The following is a 16,285-nucleotide window of genomic DNA, read 5'->3' as shown; positions in this document are numbered from 1 at the left end:
CACGCCACCCGTACAGCGGGAGAGCAGGAGAGCAGCCATGAACACCGGAGTGAGGATCACCGCCTTTGCCGCCGCGCTCGCCGCGGCCTTCGGGGCCGCGTACGGGGTCGGCAGGGGCGTCGGCCCCGTCGGGGAGCCGGAGCGGGCGGAGCGCGCGGGTCATGCGGAGGCCACGCCGCGGGAGGGCGCCGGTCACGGCGGCCACGAGGAGGCGGCGAACGCTCCCGCGGCCGGCGGGCTGCAGGTCTCCGAGGGCGGCTACACCCTGGCCCTCGACCCCCCGACCCCCGCCCGCGGCACGAGCACCCTGAAGTTCTCGATCAGGGACGCGACGGGCCGGAAGGTCACCGCGTTCAGCACCGAGCACGGCAAGGAGCTGCACTTCATCGTCGCCTCGCGCGATCTGACCGTCTTCCGCCACCTGCACCCGGTGAAGGGCGCGGACGGCACCTGGTCGGTCGCCGCGGACCTGCCGGCGGCGGGCGCCTACAAGGCCTTCGCGGACTTCAAGCCCGCGGTGAAGGGCGCCCGGGGCGTGACGCTCGGCGCCGACCTGTCCGTGCCCGGCGCGTACGCCCCGAGGCCGATGCCGCCCGTGACGCCGACGGCCGAGGTCGACGGCTACCAGGTGCGCCTCGGCGGCACGCTGGACCCGGGCCGCGCGGGCGAACTGCGGCTCACCGTCACGAAGGCCGGAAAGCCGGTCACGGACCTGCAGGCGTACCTCGGGGCGTACGGCCACCTGGTCGCGCTGCGCGACGGCGACCTCGCCTACCTGCACGTGCACCCGAACGAGGGCGGCCCCGGTCCGGACGTCTCCTTCACGGCGACGGCGCCGAGCGCGGGCACGTACCGCCTGTTCCTGGACTTCCAGCACGAGGGCAAGGTCCGTACGGCCGCCTTCACGGTCCGTGCGGGCGCAGCCGGTCCGGGCGCGGGAGCGACCGCCGGCGGTACGGGTGAGGCGCCGCACGATGCGGCGGGACACGCGCACGGCTAGTCTGGACATTGGACTAGACCTGTAGGTGCGGGATCGTGGAGGAATGGGCTCAATGAGCAACCGTGCAGTGCTGGAGGTGATCGCCCTCGACGAGGAGGACGCGGTCGCTGCCCAGGCCGGGGGGGCGGACCGCCTCGAACTGGTCACCGACATGGCGGCGGACGGGCTCACCCCGTCCACGACCGGCTTCGCGGCGATCCGCGCCGCGGTGGACGTCCCGCTGCGCGTGATGCTCAGACTGACGGACGGCTTCGCGGCCGGGGACGCCGGGCAGGTGGGCACCCTGGTGGCCCGCGCGGGCGAGCTCCGGGACGCCGGCGCCGACGAGTTCGTCCTCGGCTTCCTCACCCCCCACGGCGACCCGGACCTGGTGGCGGTCGAGCGTCTCGTCGCGGTCCTGGAAGGCTGCCGCTGGACCTTCCACCGGGCCCTCGACCGCGCGGCCGACCGCGACGCCCTGCGCAAGCAGCTCGCGGACCTGCCGGGCCTCGACACCTACCTCACGGCGGGCGCGGCCACCGGCGTCGACGACGGCCTCGCCACCCTGGCGGCCGAGGCCTCCCGCGCCGGCGAACCGGGGTACGAGCAGCAGATCCTGGTCGGCGGCGGCCTGCGTCTGGACCACCTCCCGGCCCTGCGCGCCGCCGGCCTCGACGCCTTCCACATCGGCGGCGCCGCGCGCCCCGACGGCTGGACGGCCCCGGTCTCCGCGGCGGCGGTGCGGACCTGGCGCGAGGCGCTGGACGCGTAGGCGCGGCCCGGCGTCCCCCGGGAACGCCGAAGGCGGCGTACCCCGACGTGCTGTCGGAAGGTACGCCGCCCTGGAGCGCGGCCACGGCGCCTACTTGGCGTCGCTGTCGAACTTCGACGTCGACCAGAGGTAGCCGAGGACGGCGAGGCCGAGGCACCAGGCGACGGCGATCCAGCCGTTGTTGCCGATCTCGGTGCCGAGGAGCAGTCCGCGCAGGGTCTCGATGGCGGGGGTGAAGGGCTGGTACTCGGCGATCGGCTGGAACCAGCCCGGCATCGCGTCGACCGGGACGAAGGCGCTGGAGATCAGCGGCAGGAAGATCAGCGGCATCGCGTTGTTGCTGGCGGCCTCCGCGTTCGGGCTGATCAGACCCATGCCGACGGCGATCCAGGTGAGCGCCAGGGCGAAGAGGACGAGCAGTCCGAAGGCGGCGAGCCACTCCAGGGCGGTGGCGTCCGTGGAGCGGAAGCCGATCGCCACGCCGACCGCGCCGACGAGGACCACGCTGGCGACCGACTGCAGGACGCTGCCCACGACGTGTCCGACGAGGACCGAACCGCGGTGGATGGCCATGGTGCGGAAGCGGGCGATGATGCCCTCGGACATGTCGTTGGAGACGGAGACCGCGGTGCCGATGGTGGTGCTGCCGACGGTCATCAGGAGCAGTCCGGGCACGAGGTAGGCGATGTAGTCGGAGCGGTCGGCACCGCCGCCGCCGATGCCCGCGCTCATGGTGTCGCCGAAGACGTAGACGAAGAGCAGCAGCAGCATGATCGGCGTGAGCAGCAGGTTCAGGGTGAGCGACGGGTAGCGCCGGGCGTGCAGCAGGTTGCGGCGCAGCATCGTCTTCGAGTCGCGGACGGCGAGGGCGAGGGAACTCATCGGACGGACTCCTTGGACTGGGCGGGGACGGCGGCGGCGCCGGTGAGGGCGAAGAACACGTCGTCGAGGTCGGGGGTGTGCACGGTCAGCTCGTCGGCCTCGATTCCGGCGGTGTCCAACCGGTCGAGCACCGAGCGCAGTGCGCGCTGGCTGCCGTCGCTGGGCACCTGCAGCGCGAGGGACTCGTCGTCGCGGGCGGCCCCGTCCAGGGCGGCGGCGGCCCGCCGGTAGGCGGCCGGGTCGGTGAAGCGGAGCCGGACGTGCCCGCCGGGCACGATGCGCTTGAGCTCTTCCGCGGTCCCCTCGGCGGCGATCCGCCCGTCGTTCAGGACCGCGATGCGGTCGGCGAGTTCGTCGGCCTCCTCCAGGTACTGGGTGGTGAGGAAGACCGTCACGCCGCCGGAGACCAGCTCGCGGATGATCTGCCACATGTTGTGGCGGGAGCGCGGGTCGAGGCCGGTGGTCGGCTCGTCGAGGAAGATGATCCGCGGGTCGCCGACCAGGGTCATGGCGATGTCGAGGCGGCGCTTCATGCCGCCGGAGTAGGTGGAGGCCGGCTTCCCCGCGGCCTCGGTGAGGTCGAAGCGCTCCAGGAGCTCGGCGGTGACCCGCCGCCCCTCGCTCCTCGACAGATGGTGCAGGTCCGCCATGAGGAGCATGTTCTCCTCGCCGGTGATCAGGCCGTCGACGGCGGAGAACTGCCCGGTGACGCCGATCGAGGCGCGGACGGCCTGCGGGGCGGTGGCGAGGTCGTGGCCGCCGACGCTGAGGGGGCCGCTGCCGGGACCGGCGGAGACGAGGGTGGAGAGGATCTTGACGGCGGTGGTCTTGCCCGCACCGTTGGGGCCCAGGAGGGAGAAGACCGTTCCCTCCTCGACCGCCAGGTCGATGCCGTCGAGCACGGTCCTGTCGCCGTAGGACTTCCGCAGCCCGGTCGCCGAGATGGCCAACTTGCTCATCAGAAAAGCTCCTTGGGGGTGGGGAGGGGTGGGTCGGTCAGAGGCTGCGGGCGGTGATGTCGCCGTAGGCCGTGGTCGCGGAGATGTTCAGGGCGGCGCCGGCGCCCTCGCTGTTCTGCAGGGAGTTGCGGATCCGGCCGTAGGCGGTGCCGGCGTCGAGGGTGGCGGAGACCCCGCGGGCGGCACCCACCTCGATGTCGCCCTTCGTGGTGCGCAGGGTGACGGCGCCGCCGACCGCCTCGCCGATCCGGAGGTCGCCGGCCTGGGTGCTGATCTCGGCGGGGCCGCCGAGGCGTCCGACCGTGATGTCGCCGGCCTGCGCGGTGAGGCGGGCGGCGGCGGTCTCCTCGAGCGTGACGGTGGCCTGCGCGCTCTCGAACTCGACGTCGCCGAGGCGCCCTTCGCCCCGGAGTTCGGCGGCGGCCGTCTTGGCCGCGACCCGGGAACCGGCCGGCAGTCGCACCGTCACCTGGACGAAGCCGGAGTTGCCGAGGATCCGGCGCTCCCAGCCGGGGGTCTCGATCCGCAGCTCGCCGTCGGCGTACCGCACCTCGACCTGCTCCGCCGCCTTCACGTCACGGCTCTTGGCCGCGTCGGCGGGGAGGACCTCGACGGTGGTGTCGCTCCGGTCGGAGGCGACGAGGGTGATGCGCCCGGCGGGGAGGTCGAGGACGGTGGAGATCGGGGCGAGGGTGTCGAACTTCTGCATGGTGCTCTCCTTGTTCCGAGCGGTGTGCTCTGTGTTTCTGACATTGGAAACACTACGTTGCGTTCGAGGGTGCGGCAATGGAGTCGTTGCGCGAAAGGTGAATCAGTGCAGGTCGGATGAGGTAAATCGTTGCAACGCTTATGAAACTAACGCAACGTCATGGCTATAGATGTTGCAATGAATGGGGAATGAACGCTATGCCGCAGGGTGGGCCGCCGCGCCGCCGCGCCGCCGTGATCGTGCGCGCCCGTCCGGGCCTGCCTCCGCCGGGCCTGCCGCCGGCGGGGGATCGCCCGGGACGGGGCCGCTCGGACAAGGGCCGCCGGAGACGGGTCGCGGATCGCTCAAGACCGGCGCGCCGCGGGTCGACAAGAAGACGGACGGGCCGCTGTCGATTCGGGCGCGTCCCGTTCGACGTCCTGGTGTGCGGTGCTCCGCCGCACACCAGGACGCGACCCGATCCGACGAGGAGACCCGTGGAACAGCTGCTGAGAGTCATGAACTTCACCGTGTCGAGCGACGGCGTGGCTGCCGGCGAGAACCAGAGCCTCGAAAGGCCGTTCGGGCACGTCAGCCCCGAGCGGCTGTTCTCGTGGGCCGGCGCCACGGCGAGCTGGCCCATGCGCACGGACCCCGGCGGCAGCCGGGGCCTGGACGACTACTTCACCCGGGACTTCGCCCGCAACATCGGCGCCGAGATCATGGGCCGCAACAAGTTCGGACCCCAGCGCGGACCCTGGCAGGACCACGAGTGGCGCGGCTGGTGGGGCGACGAACCCCCGTTCCACACCCCGGTGTTCGTCATGACCCACCACGAGCGTCCCTCGATCACGCTCTCCGACACCACGTTCCACTTCGTCGCCGGCGACCCGGCCGCCATCCTCGAACGGGCCCGCGAGGCGGCGGACGGCCGGGACGTCCGGCTCGGCGGCGGGGTCACCACCGTCCGGGAGTTCCTCGACGCGGACCTCGTCGACACCCTGCACGTGGTGGTGGCCCCGGTGGAGCTCGGGTCGGGGCTGCGTCTCTGGGAGTCGCCCGACGAGCTGCTCGACCGCTTCCACCTGGAGGTCGTGCCCAGCCCGAGCGGTGTCACCCACCACCTCTTCTGGCGCAGATGACCCGCCGGGCCGGGGCGAATCCCGTGGCGGGAGGCGGCGCCGTGTCGTTAGCCTCCCCCGCATGACACCCTCCCCCCTCGACGAGACGCTCGTACGCCGCCTGGTCGCCGCCCAGTTCCCGCAGTGGGCCGGGCTGCCCGTGCGCGAGGTGGACTCCGCCGGAACCGACAACGCGATCTTCCGGCTCGGGGACGGGCTCGCCGTACGGCTGCCGAAGGCGGACTGGGCGGCGGGACAGGTCGAGAAGGAGCAGTACTGGCTGCCGCGGATCGCGCCCGGACTGCCGCTGCCCGTGCCCGTACCGGTCGGAGCCGGGGTGCCCGGAGAGGGATTCGGGCAGACCTGGTCGGTGTACGAGTGGCTGGACGGCCGGGACGCCTGGCAGGCGCCCGTCGGCGATCTCGCGCACGCCGCCGTGGAGCTGGGCCGGTTCGGGGCCGCCCTGCGCCGGGCCGACGCGGCCGGCGGCCCCCGCTCCTCCCGGGGCGGGCACGTCACCTCCTGGGAGGACGGGGCCATGGCCGGGGCCCTGCGGGCCCTCGCCGAGGACGGGACGCTCGATGGCGAACGCGCCGAGGCCGCCTGGGAGTCGGTGCTCCGGCTGCCGCGGTGGGAGGGCGAGCCGGTGTGGATCCACGGCGACCTGCTGCCCGGCAACCTGCTCACCCGCGACGGGCGCCTCAGCGCCGTCATCGACTTCGGCGCCCTCGGTGTCGGCGACCCCGCCTGCGACATGATGGCCGCCTGGACCCTGTTCACCCCGCAGACCCGGCCCCTGTTCCGCGAGGCGGCCCGGGTCGACGACGCGACCTGGGCCCGCGGCCGGGGCTGGGCCCTGTGCTGGGGCATCGTGACCGAGCACCACTACCGCGGCAGGAACCCCGTGCTCACCGCCGTCGCCCGCCGCGCCTGGAGCGAGGCCCTGCCGGAGTTCGCCACCGGGTGACGCGGGCCGCGCGGCGCCCGGCCGGCGGCGGGCGCCCGCGCACCGCTCAGCCCAGCTGTTCCGGCAGGTCCGACGCGTGCACCACCGTCAGGCCGGAGACCGCACGGGTCAGGGCCACGTACAGGCGGCGCAGGCCCGTGCGCTGGTCCGGTTCGCCGTCCACGACGGCGGCCGGCTCGTCGAGGACCACGTAGTCGTACTCCAGACCCTTCGCCAGCGAGGCCGGTACCAGGGTCAGCCGGGACTCGGCCGTGGTCTCCTCGCCGGGGGAGAGGGGGGAGAGGCCGGCGGCCGCCAGGGCCTCCGCCAGCGGGGCGGTGCGCGCGTCGGCGGCGATCAGGCCGATCGAACCCTCGTGGGCCAGGGCTTCGACGCACGCCGCGACCACGTCCGCGTCCAGCGCCTCCCGCTCCGTCCGCCGGACCTCCAGCGAGCCCGGGTTCTCCCGCACCGACTCCACCGGCGCCAGCCCCGGCGACATGTGCGGGAGCAGCCGGGAGGCGTACGCGATGACCTCGCGCGGTACACGGAAACCGGCCGTCAGCTCCTCCACGACCGCCTCCGGCTTGCCCAGGTGCGCGAGCGCCTGCGCCCAACTGCCGGTCGCCCACGGGGTGGTGCCCTGCGCCAGGTCGCCGAGGACGGTGGCCGAGCCCGTGGTGCACCGCCGGCCGACCGCCCGGTACTGCATGGGGGAGAGGTCCTGCGCCTCGTCGACCACCACGTGGCCGAGCGAGTGCGTGCGCTCCACCAGGTCCCGCGTCTCGTCGACCAGGACCGCGTCCGCCGCCGACCACTTCGCCGTCCGCACGCTGCGGTACGGCTTCTCCCACAGCAGGAGCTTCTGCTCCTCGGCGTCGAGGATCCCCGCCGCGTGCTCCGCCAGGAAGTCGGCGTCGCTCAGCAGGCGCAGCACCAGCTTCGCCGGCTCGACCGCGGGCCAGCACTCCTTCACGACCGCCTTGACCGCCGCGTTGCGTGCGACCGCGTCCTGCACCCGGTCGTCGGGCGCCTCGCCCGCCTGCTCCATGCGGACCAGCACGGCGTGCGCGATGCGCTGCGGCAGGGCCTCGCGGGCAGCGCCGTACCGGATGTCACGGGCCGTCAGTTCGCGGACCATCTCCTCCAGTTCGTATGCGGGAACGCGCCACCGGCGTGAGCCGCGCACCACCATCAGCGGCTCCGCCGGCAGTGTCACGTGGGACCAGACCGCCCGCCGCAGCACCTCCGCCATCCGGGCGTCGCCCTTGACGACGGCGGTCGCCGCCGGGTCCGTACCGCGCACCTCGACGTGCGCGACGAGGTCGTCCACCGTCGCCTGCTGCACCTCCAGCTCGCCGAGGGCGGGGAGGACCTGCTCGATGTAGTGGAGGAAGGAGCGGTTCGGTCCGATGACGAGGGTGCCGGTGCGGGCGAGGCGCTCCCGGTGGGCGTACAGCAGGTACGCGACACGGTGCAGGCCCACGGCCGTCTTGCCGGTGCCCGGGCCTCCCTGGACGCAGATCGACCCCGACAGGTCGGAGCGGACGATCTCGTCCTGCTCCGGCTGGATGGTCGCGACGATGTCCCGCATGGGGCCGACGCGCGGCCGCTCGATCTCCGCCTGGAGCAGCCGGCTGGTCCGTTCGAGCTCCTGCGGGTCGGAGAGGTGCTCGTCCTCGTAGGCCGTGAGGTCGCCGCCCGTGTAGCCGAAGCGGCGGCGCAGCCCGACGTCCTGCGGGTCCTTCTTCGACGCCCGGTAGAACGGCTGGGAGACCGGCGCGCGCCAGTCGATCACCATCGGGTCGCCGGCGGCGTCGTGCACGTGCCGGCGGCCGATGTAGAAGCGCTGCCCCTCCTGCGTGGTGTGCAGGTAGTCGAGGCGGCCGAAGAACAGGGGCGTGTCGGCGAGGTCGGCGAGCGCCTTGATCCGCTCCTCGATCTGGCGGGTGAGGACGACCGAATTGACCCAGTTGGCGGTGACGTCCTTGATGTCGAGCGACTCCACGTCCTCCCGCATCGCGCGCAGGGCGGAGCGGGACGCGGCGAGGTGAGCGCGCTCCCGCGCGAGCGGATCGTCTGCAGGGGACGTTACGGACACGGTGGAGCCTCCGGGTCGGGTACGCGGACACGTCAAGGTGGCCGCCGGTTTCCGACCGGACGGCGGCGCTCCACGAGCGGGAGGCGGGGAAGCAGGCGAGTGTAGCTCCACCGCCGTCCGGGCGCGAACGGATTTCCCCGGCGCGGACCCGTAGGGGTCGGGCTCTGCCTTTCGGGGGATCCGGGCTCCACCCTCAGGGTGATGTGTGTGGAATGTCCGTTTTGGAGGATGGAGGCATGACCACCACCACCCTCACCCCCGCGTCCACCCTCCCGCACCGCCTGGCCTTCGGCCTCCGCGCGATACGGGCCTTCGGCGCCGCCGCCGTCGGCGCCGTCCTGCTCGGCTCGTACGGGGACCACGACGAACGCGCCGGCGTCCGCGACCCCCGCCCCCGGCACCTGGGCGACGTCTGAGCGACGCCGGCGCGGGGCCGGGGCGGGGCCCGGTCAGGACTCCAGCAGCTCGCTCGCGTCGACGATGCGGTACGCGTACCCCTGCTCGGCCAGGAAGCGCTGCCGGTGGGCGGCGAAGTCCTGGTCGATGGTGTCGCGGGCGACGACCGAGTAGAAGTGCGCCTGGTGACCGTCGGCCTTCGGCCGCAGCACGCGGCCCAGGCGCTGGGCCTCCTCCTGGCGGGAGCCGAAGGTGCCCGAGACCTGGATGGCGACCGTCGCCTCGGGCAGGTCGATCGAGAAGTTCGCCACCTTCGAGACCACGAGGACGCTGATCTCGCCGTTGCGGAAGGCGTCGAAGAGCTTCTCGCGCTGCGCGTTCGACGTCTCGCCCTTGATCACCGGGGCGTCCAGGTGCTCGCCGAGCTCGTCGAGCTGGTCGATGTACTGGCCGATGACGAGGGTCTGCTGCCCGGCGAACCTCTTCACCAGGGCCTCGGTGACCCGCCGCTTGGTCGCCGTCGTCGCGCAGAAGCGGTACTTCTCCTCGGGCTCCGCCGTCGCGTACGCGAGCCGCTCCGCGTCGGTGAGGTCGACCCGCACCTCGACGCAGTCGGCGGGCGCGATGTAGCCCTGCGCCTCGATCTCCTTCCACGGGGCGTCGAAGCGCTTGGGGCCGATCAGCGAGAAGACGTCGGACTCGCGCCCGTCCTCCCGCACCAGCGTCGCGGTCAGCCCGAGCCGCCGCCGGGCCTGCAGGTCGGCGGTGAACTTGAAGACGGGGGCCGGCAGCAGGTGCACCTCGTCGTAGACGATGAGGCCCCAGTCGCGGGAGTCGAAGAGCTCCAGGTGGGGATAGATCCCCTTCCGCCGCGTCGTCAGCACCTGGTACGTGGCGATCGTGACGGGCCGGATCTCCTTGCGCGTCCCGCTGTACTCGCCGATCTCGTCCTCGGTGAGCGAGGTGCGCTTGACCAGCTCGGCCTTCCACTGCCGGGCCGAGACGGTGTTGGTCACCAGGATCAGCGTGGTCGCCCTGGCCCTGGCCATCGCCCCCGCGCCGACCAGCGTCTTGCCGGCGCCGCAGGGCAGCACGACGACGCCCGAGCCGCCGTGCCAGAAGCCCTCGACGGCCTGCTGCTGGTACGGCCGCAGGGACCAGCCGTCCTCGGCCAGGTCGATCCGGTGCGCCTCACCGTCCACGTACCCGGCGAGGTCCTCGGCGGGCCAGCCCAGCTTGAGCAGGGTCTGCTTGATCTGGCCGCGCTCCGAGGGGTGCACGGCGACGGTGTCCGCGTCGAGCCGCTCCCCGACCAGCGGCTGCACCTTCTTCGAACGCAGCACCTCTTCGAGCACCGGCCGGTCGGTGGTGGTGAGCACCAGTCCGTGCGTGGGGTGCTTGGACAGGGTCAGGCGCCCGTAGCGCGCCATGGTCTCGGCGACGTCGACCAGCAGCGCGTGGGGGACGGGGTAGCGCGAGAACTCCACCAGCGCGTCCACGACCTGCTCGGCGTCGTGCCCGGCCGCCCGCGCGTTCCACAGCCCCAGCGGGGTCACCCGGTAGGTGTGGATGTGCTCGGGCGCCCGCTCCAGCTCGGCGAAGGGCGCGATGGCCCGCCGGCAGGCCTCGGCCTGCTCGTGGTCGACCTCCAGCAGGAGCGTCTTGTCGCTCTGGACGATGAGTGGACCGTTCACGTGTGTGCGCATCCCTTCCACGCGGGCCGCATGTGGCCAAACATCCAGTCTGCCTGATGCCCGGCCGATGTCGGTGGGGGCTGCCACACTGAACGGGACGGACGGCCGAGAGGGAGGTGGCGAGATGAGCGTCGCGCACGATCCACACTACGGGCCCTGGACCATAGAGGAGGTCCTGGCGCTGGGGGAGGACCGTGGGGTACGTCGTGAATTGATGGGGGAAGCGCTCTTGATGTCTCCGGCTCCGGGAACGAGGCACCAGCGTGCGTCGCTCCGGCTCGCGTCCCTGCTGGACGCTGCCGTTCAAGCGGCGGGTGCCCCGGTGGAGGTGCTCGAAGCGGTGAACGTCATCCTGCCCGACGGTCTGTTCATCCCGGACATCGTCGTGGTGGAGGCATCCGCCGCGGCGGAGGATCCGATCACCTACGACGCGGAGGCCGTCCTTCTCGTCGTCGAGATCGTCTCCCCGTCGTCCTCGGGCAGGCGTACCGACCGCCTGCTGAAGCCGCCGTACTACGCGGAGGCGGGGATCGAGCACCTCTGGCGGCTGGAGCTGGAGCCCGCGCCCGCCCTGGTCGTCTCCGAGCTGGTGGGCGGACGCTACGTCGAGCGGACCGTGGCGGAGGCCGGGCAGCGCACGCTGATCGAGAAGCCGTTCGGGGTCGAGCTCGACCCGGGAGCGCTGGTGAGCCCCCGGCACCGCTGACGCGGGCGCTGCCCGGCGGTCCGGTGGGGCCGCCCCCCTTTCACCCCGCCGTCGTCCGCATCAGTGGGTTGTGGCCGATCGCGTTGTGGACCGTGAAGCTCACCGCGTCCGGGCGGTAGCGGTCGTCGGACCACTCGACGGGGCGGCCGTCGTGGGTGGTGGTGACGCGGCGGACGCGCAGCAGTGGGCTGGTGCGCCGGACGGCGAGGAGGCCGGCGTCCCGCGCGCCGGCGGCGACCGCGTCGATGACGTGCTCGCCGTGGGCGAAGACCAGGCCCGTCGCGTCGTAGAGGTGCTGGGTGACCGAGGCGCAGTCGGGGTCGATGGCCTCGACGGCGGGGGAGATCCAGTCGGCGTAGACGGTCCGCTCGACCAGGACCGGCTCGCCGTCGAGGCCGCGGACGCGCAGCACGTTGAGCAGGGGGACGCCCTCGGTGAGGTGCAGTCGGGCGGCGTCCTCCGGACCGGCCGGGTGGTACTCCTGGGTGACGACGTGGCCGGTGGCGGCGCGTCCCATCGCCTGCGCCCACTGGGCGAAGCTGCGCAGCTCGGCGAAGCTCTGGCTGCGGCGGCCGGCCAGGACCACGCGCCGGGCGCCCTGCCGGGAGCCGATGAGCCCCTCGGCGGTCAGGGCGGCGACGGCCTGGCGGACGGTGCCGCGGGAGACGCCGTAGTGGGCGGCCAGCTCGGTCTCTGCGGGCAGCCGGGCGCCGACGGGGTACTCCTCGCGCCGGATCGCCCGTCGCAGCTCGGCGGCGATCTGCTCGTGGCGCGCGGTCATCGCTGGTCCCTCCTCGTGTGCCGTGTGCACAGGTACACCAGCGTAGTTGAGCGTGTCAGTGGCCGAAAAGCGCCTCCAATGTGCAGGGAGTGGCGGGGATCCGTTCCGTCCTCGTTCATCTTCACGTCATCGGGGCCGGGCGTACTGGGGCCAACTTGTTCAGACAAGTTGAGCCCTCAAACCCTCCCTGGAGAAGCCGTGCCCGTCCCCGCGCACCTCCCGAGAAACGCCGTCCTCGGCGGTTCCCTCGCCCTCGTCGCCGCCCTCGCCCTCACCGCCTGCGGTGCCGCCCCCGAGAACGCCGGCACCACCGCCGACGGCAAGAACGCCGCCACCGCCGCCTCCGCCGCCGACCTCGGCGGCATGGACGCCCTGGTCGCCGCGGCCAGGAAGGAGGGCACGCTCCACGCCATTGCGCTGCCCCGCGACTGGGCCAACTACGGCGCCCTGATCGACGGCTTCCAGAAGAAGTACGGCATCAAGGTCGAGGTCGAGAACCCGGACGCCTCCAGCCAGGACGAGATCAACGCCGTCACCTCCCGCAAGGGGCAGGACCGCGCCCCCGACGTCCTCGACCTGGGCAGCTCCTTCGCCCTCAGCGCCGCCCAGCAGGGCCTCCTCGCCCCGTACAGGGTGACCGCCTGGAACGACATCCCGGCGGAGCAGAAGGATCCGAAGGCCCGCTGGTACAACGACTACGGCGGCTACGTCTCCATCGGCTGCGACGCCAAGCGCGTCAAGAACTGCCCGACCACCTTCAAGGACCTCCTCAAGCCGGAGTACAAGGGCCAGGTCGCCCTCAACGGCAACCCGACCAAGTCCGGCTCCGCGTTCGCCGGCGTCTTCGCGGCGGCCCTCGCCCAGGGCGGTTCCTTCGACGACATCCAGCCCGGCCTCGACCTCTTCGCCCAGCTGAAGAAGAACGGCAACTTCACGCCGGTCGAGTCCACCCCCGCCACGGTCGAGAAGGGCGAGACGCCCATCAGCATCGACTGGGACTACCTGAACGCCGGCTACGCCGAGGAGTTCAAGGCCAAGGGCCTCGACTGGAAGGTCGCCGTCCCCACCGACGGCCGCTACGCCCAGTACTACTCGCAGGCGGTCAACAAGGACGCCCCGCACCCGGCGGCCGCCCGTCTGTGGCAGGAGTACGTCTACAGCGCGGAAGGCCAGAACCTGTGGCTCAAGGGCTTCGCCCGCCCGGTCCTGATGCCCGCCATGGACAAGGCCGGCACCCTGGACCAGGACGCCGCCCTCAAGCTGCCCGCGGTCTCCGGCGTCCCGTCCTTCCCGGCCGAGGCCCAGCAGGCCAAGGCCAAGACGGTCCTCGCCCAGGGCTGGGGCAAGGCCGTCTCCGGATGACGTACCCCGACACCGCGACCGTCGCCGGGCGGCGGGTCCGCGCGGGCGGGCCGGACGCCCCGGCCGGCGGGGAGCAGACCCCCGCCGCCGGGCGCCCGGCCGGCGGCGGGGCCCCCGCCCGGCGACGGCGCCGCGCCCCCGCCTGGCTCGCCGCCGTCCCGCTGCTCGCGTTCACCGCGATCGCCTTCGGTGTCCCCGCGGTCGCCATGCTCGGTGGTGCCCTCACCGTCGACGACCCGGCCACCGGCGTCGGCACCTACGGCACCGGGAACCTGACCGCCTCCCTCCAGGGCGCCTACCTCACCGCCCTCCTCGGCAGCGTCAGGCTCTCCGCGACCGCCGCCGTGCTGGCCGCCCTGCTCGGGCTGCCGCTAGCCCAGGCCGTCGTCACCTCCCGCTCGCGCGCCCTGCGCGAGGCCGTGCTGACCGCCTCCGGCGTGCTCGCCAACTTCGGCGGCGTCCCCCTCGCCTTCGCGTTCGTCGCCACCCTCGGCAACTCCGGGGTGCTCACCCGGCACCTCGGCCTCGCCGACAGTGGCTGGAACCTCTACAGCTTCTGGGGTCTGGTCGTCGTCTACCTGTACTTCCTGATCCCGCTGATGGTGCTCACCATCACCCCCGCGCTGGACGGGCTGCGCTCCCAGTGGCGCGAGGCCGCCCGCAACAACGGGGCCACCGCCCTCCAGTACTGGCGGCACGTCGCCCTGCCGGTGCTGACACCGAGCCTGCTCGGCGGCCTGGTGCTCCTCTTCGGCAGCGCCTTCGCCGCGTACGCGACCGCCGCCGCGATGGTCGGCAGCGCCGTCCCGCTCGTCACGCTGCAGATCTCCGACGCCATCTCCGGCAACGTCCTCGTCGGCCAGGAGAACGTGGCGCTCGCCCTCAGCCTCGACATGGTCGTCGTCGCCGGGCTCGTCATGGCCGTCTATCTGCCCCTGCAACGCCGGAGCTCGCGATGGCTCGCCTGAACCGCTCTTCCTCCACCTGGCGCCGGGTGGTCCTCGGGCTCGCCGGCGTGTACTTCCTGGTGCCGCTCGCCGCCTCGGTGATCTTCACCGTCGACGTGCCCGGACAGGGCCTCACCCTGGACGCGTACACGAAGATCATCGGTACCGAGGGCTTCGTCACCAGCCTGCTGCTCTCCCTCGGGCTCGCCGCCGTCACGATCGCCGTCGTGCTGCTGCTCGTGGTGCCCGCGACGGTCGCCCTGCGGCTCGGCGCGCCCCGGCTGCGGCCGGTCGTCGAGACGGTGTGCTCGCTGCCGCTGGTCGTGCCGCCCATCGCGTTCGTCGCCGGTCTCGGCACCGTCCTGAAGTGGGGACCCGAGCACCTCGCCCGCACCCCCCTCTTCCAGACCTTCGTCGCCCTGCAGAACCCGGACTTCCCCGTCGTCCTGGTGCTCGCGTACGTCGTGATGGCGCTGCCCTTCACCTACCGCGCCCTCGACGCCGGCCTGCGGGCCGTCGACGTCCGCACCCTCGTCGAGGCCGCCCGCAGCTGCGGCGCCGGTCCGGTCCGGGCCCTGGTCACGGCGGTGCTGCCGAACCTGCGCGGCGCGCTGATGAACGCGGCCTTCCTCGCCCTGGCCCTGGTCCTCGGCGAGTACACGGTCGCCCAGCTGCTCGGCTTCCGGCCCTTCGCGGTGTGGATCGTGAACATCTCCGGCTCCCAGGCCCAGATGTCCGTGGCCGTCTCCGTGCTCAGCCTCCTCGTCACCTGGGTGCTGCTCCTGGCCCTCGCCGGGGCCGGCGGCCGCGCCCCCGGCACCCGCCGCACCCGTACCGCCAAGGGAACACCATGACCGTCACCACCACCGACGCCACGCCCGCGCCCGCCACCGGGGCCGCGACCGTCGAATTCCGTGGGCTGCGCCGCCGGTTCGGGGCGACCACGGCCCTCGACGGGCTCGACCTGACCGTCGCTCCCGGAGAGCTGCTCGCCCTGCTGGGCCCCTCCGGCTGCGGCAAGACGACCGCCCTGCGCATGCTCGCGGGGTTCGAGACCCCCGATTCCGGCGCGGTGCTCGTCGACGGCCGGGAGATCACCCACGTGCCCGCGCACCGGCGCGACGCGGGCATGGTCTTCCAGTCGTACAGCCTCTTCCCCCACCTCGACTGCGTCGACAACGTGGCCTTCGGGCCGCGCATGCGGAAGGCCGGCAAGGCTGAGCGCCGCAAGCAGGCCGCCGAGCTGCTGGAGCTCGTGGGCCTCGGCGACAAGGGCGGCCGCCACCCCCACGAGCTGTCCGGCGGCCAGCAGCAGCGCGTCGCGCTCGCCCGCGCGCTCGCCCTGCGCCCGCGCGTCCTGCTCCTCGACGAGCCACTGTCGGCGCTCGACGCCAAGGTGCGGCTGACCCTGCGCGACGAGATCCGCCGGATCCAGCGCGAACTCGGCATCACGACCCTGTTCGTGACGCACGATCAGGAGGAGGCGCTGTCCATGGCCGACCGGGTCGCCGTGATGCGGGACGGCCGCCTCGAACAGTGCGCCCCGCCCGCCGAGCTGTACGGACGGCCGGCGACCGCCTTCGTCGCGGAGTTCGTCGGCACCATGAGCAGGATCCCCGGGCATCTCGACGGCGGCACCGGCGGTTTCGTCGACGTGCTGGGCTGCCGCCTCCCCCTCGACGGCGACGCCCCGGCGGCCCGCGAGGTCGACGTGCTCGTACGGCCCGAGGACCTGCGGGTCACGACGGACGGCGCCTGCTCGGCCCGTATCGTCGCCACGGCCTTCCTCGGCGCGACCACCCGGCTCACCGTGCGGCTCGCCGACGCCACCGAGGTCAAGGCCGACCTGCCCACCCACGAGGCCGCCGCACTCGCGGCGGGCGACGCCGTCACGGTGACCCCGCGCGAACGCCCGGTCCTCGTCGCGGCCCGCGCCGCCTGAGACCGCGGC

16 protein-coding genes are annotated in these 16,285 nt (G+C 73.1%); 10 read left to right on the top strand and 6 right to left on the bottom strand.

Translation table 11 applies throughout. The features are described from left to right. Positions 1–37 precede the first annotated feature (37 nt). Positions 38–1,000: a hypothetical protein gene (locus ACGF1Z_RS19070; RefSeq protein WP_393005337.1), complete on the top strand. Its 963-nt coding sequence runs from the start codon at positions 38–40 to the stop codon at positions 998–1,000. Positions 1,001–1,052: 52 nt separating this feature from the next. Then, positions 1,053–1,751: a copper homeostasis protein CutC gene (locus tag ACGF1Z_RS19065; protein ID WP_393005335.1), complete on the top strand. Its 699-nt coding sequence runs from the start codon at positions 1,053–1,055 to the stop codon at positions 1,749–1,751. 90 nt (positions 1,752–1,841) lie between these two features. Here ACGF1Z_RS19065 and ACGF1Z_RS19060 read toward each other — a convergent pair whose 3' ends face one another. Genes ACGF1Z_RS19060 through ACGF1Z_RS19050 form a run of 3 tightly spaced genes read right to left on the bottom strand, consistent with a single transcriptional unit; the run spans position 1,842 to position 4,301 of the window. Next, on the bottom strand, positions 1,842–2,633 hold the full coding sequence (locus ACGF1Z_RS19060) for an ABC transporter permease (protein WP_393005333.1): 792 nt from the start codon (positions 2,631–2,633) through the stop codon (positions 1,842–1,844). Then, complete coding sequence (locus ACGF1Z_RS19055; protein WP_393005331.1) at positions 2,630–3,592, bottom strand: ATP-binding cassette domain-containing protein; 963 nt, start codon at positions 3,590–3,592, stop codon at positions 2,630–2,632. Before ACGF1Z_RS19055 ends, ACGF1Z_RS19060 begins: the two co-directional genes overlap by 4 nt. 37 nt (positions 3,593–3,629) lie before the next feature. Continuing rightward, on the bottom strand, positions 3,630–4,301 hold the full coding sequence (locus ACGF1Z_RS19050; RefSeq protein WP_393005329.1) for a DUF4097 family beta strand repeat-containing protein: 672 nt from the start codon (positions 4,299–4,301) through the stop codon (positions 3,630–3,632). A 476-nt stretch (positions 4,302–4,777) separates the two neighbouring features. On the opposite strand from ACGF1Z_RS19050, the gene ACGF1Z_RS19045 reads away from it, so the two are divergent. Both ACGF1Z_RS19045 and ACGF1Z_RS19040 read left to right on the top strand, forming a co-directional pair. Next, positions 4,778–5,422 carry a dihydrofolate reductase family protein gene (locus tag ACGF1Z_RS19045; RefSeq protein WP_393005327.1) on the top strand — a complete coding sequence of 215 codons (645 nt, stop codon included), beginning with the start codon at positions 4,778–4,780 and terminating at the stop codon, positions 5,420–5,422. A 61-nt stretch (positions 5,423–5,483) separates the two neighbouring features. Continuing rightward, positions 5,484–6,368: an aminoglycoside phosphotransferase family protein gene (locus ACGF1Z_RS19040; RefSeq protein ID WP_393005325.1), complete on the top strand. Its 885-nt coding sequence runs from the start codon at positions 5,484–5,486 to the stop codon at positions 6,366–6,368. Positions 6,369–6,414: 46 nt separating this feature from the next. On the opposite strand, the gene ACGF1Z_RS19035 is transcribed toward ACGF1Z_RS19040, so the two are convergent. Beyond that, positions 6,415–8,367, bottom strand: a complete 1,953-nt coding sequence (locus ACGF1Z_RS19035) for a HelD family protein (protein WP_393005670.1) — start codon at positions 8,365–8,367, stop codon at positions 6,415–6,417. Positions 8,368–8,684: 317 nt separating this feature from the next. Between ACGF1Z_RS19035 and ACGF1Z_RS19030 the strand changes: the two genes are divergently transcribed. Continuing rightward, positions 8,685–8,864, top strand: a complete 180-nt coding sequence (locus tag ACGF1Z_RS19030; RefSeq protein ID WP_393005323.1) for a hypothetical protein — start codon at positions 8,685–8,687, stop codon at positions 8,862–8,864. A gap of 33 nt (positions 8,865–8,897) precedes the next feature. Here the strand turns inward: ACGF1Z_RS19030 and ACGF1Z_RS19025 are convergent, their stop codons facing one another. Then, positions 8,898–10,538 (bottom strand): DNA repair helicase XPB, encoded by a 1,641-nt coding sequence (locus tag ACGF1Z_RS19025; RefSeq protein WP_393005321.1) that lies wholly within the window; start codon positions 10,536–10,538, stop codon positions 8,898–8,900. On the opposite strand from ACGF1Z_RS19025, the gene ACGF1Z_RS19020 reads away from it, so the two are divergent. Then, a complete protein-coding gene (locus ACGF1Z_RS19020; protein WP_393005319.1) occupies positions 10,453–11,244 on the top strand; it encodes a Uma2 family endonuclease in 792 nt (263 codons plus the stop codon). The two genes, ACGF1Z_RS19025 and ACGF1Z_RS19020, sit on opposite strands and share 86 nt — an antisense overlap. A gap of 40 nt (positions 11,245–11,284) precedes the next feature. Here ACGF1Z_RS19020 and ACGF1Z_RS19015 read toward each other — a convergent pair whose 3' ends face one another. Further along, a complete protein-coding gene (locus ACGF1Z_RS19015; protein ID WP_393005317.1) occupies positions 11,285–12,025 on the bottom strand; it encodes a GntR family transcriptional regulator in 741 nt (246 codons plus the stop codon). Positions 12,026–12,223: 198 nt separating this feature from the next. Between ACGF1Z_RS19015 and ACGF1Z_RS19010 the strand changes: the two genes are divergently transcribed. The 4 genes from ACGF1Z_RS19010 to ACGF1Z_RS18995 are packed head-to-tail and all read left to right on the top strand — an operon-like array spanning position 12,224 to position 16,276. Next, positions 12,224–13,387, top strand: a complete 1,164-nt coding sequence (locus ACGF1Z_RS19010) for an ABC transporter substrate-binding protein (RefSeq protein ID WP_393005315.1) — start codon at positions 12,224–12,226, stop codon at positions 13,385–13,387. After that, positions 13,384–14,355, top strand: a complete 972-nt coding sequence (locus ACGF1Z_RS19005) for an ABC transporter permease (RefSeq protein ID WP_393005313.1) — start codon at positions 13,384–13,386, stop codon at positions 14,353–14,355. Before ACGF1Z_RS19010 ends, ACGF1Z_RS19005 begins: the two co-directional genes overlap by 4 nt. After that, positions 14,343–15,188 carry an ABC transporter permease gene (locus ACGF1Z_RS19000; RefSeq protein ID WP_393005311.1) on the top strand — a complete coding sequence of 282 codons (846 nt, stop codon included), beginning with the start codon at positions 14,343–14,345 and terminating at the stop codon, positions 15,186–15,188. The genes ACGF1Z_RS19005 and ACGF1Z_RS19000 overlap by 13 nt, the downstream gene beginning before the upstream one ends. Next, on the top strand, positions 15,185–16,276 hold the full coding sequence (locus ACGF1Z_RS18995; RefSeq protein WP_393005309.1) for an ABC transporter ATP-binding protein: 1,092 nt from the start codon (positions 15,185–15,187) through the stop codon (positions 16,274–16,276). Before ACGF1Z_RS19000 ends, ACGF1Z_RS18995 begins: the two co-directional genes overlap by 4 nt. Positions 16,277–16,285 lie beyond the last annotated feature (9 nt).

The sequence above is a fragment of the Streptomyces sp. NPDC048018 genome (assembly GCF_043202995.1).
Taxonomy (GTDB): domain Bacteria; phylum Actinomycetota; class Actinomycetes; order Streptomycetales; family Streptomycetaceae; genus Streptomyces.
Note: the sequence above shows the minus strand (reverse complement) of the source record. Positions and strands in the feature narration are given on the sequence as shown.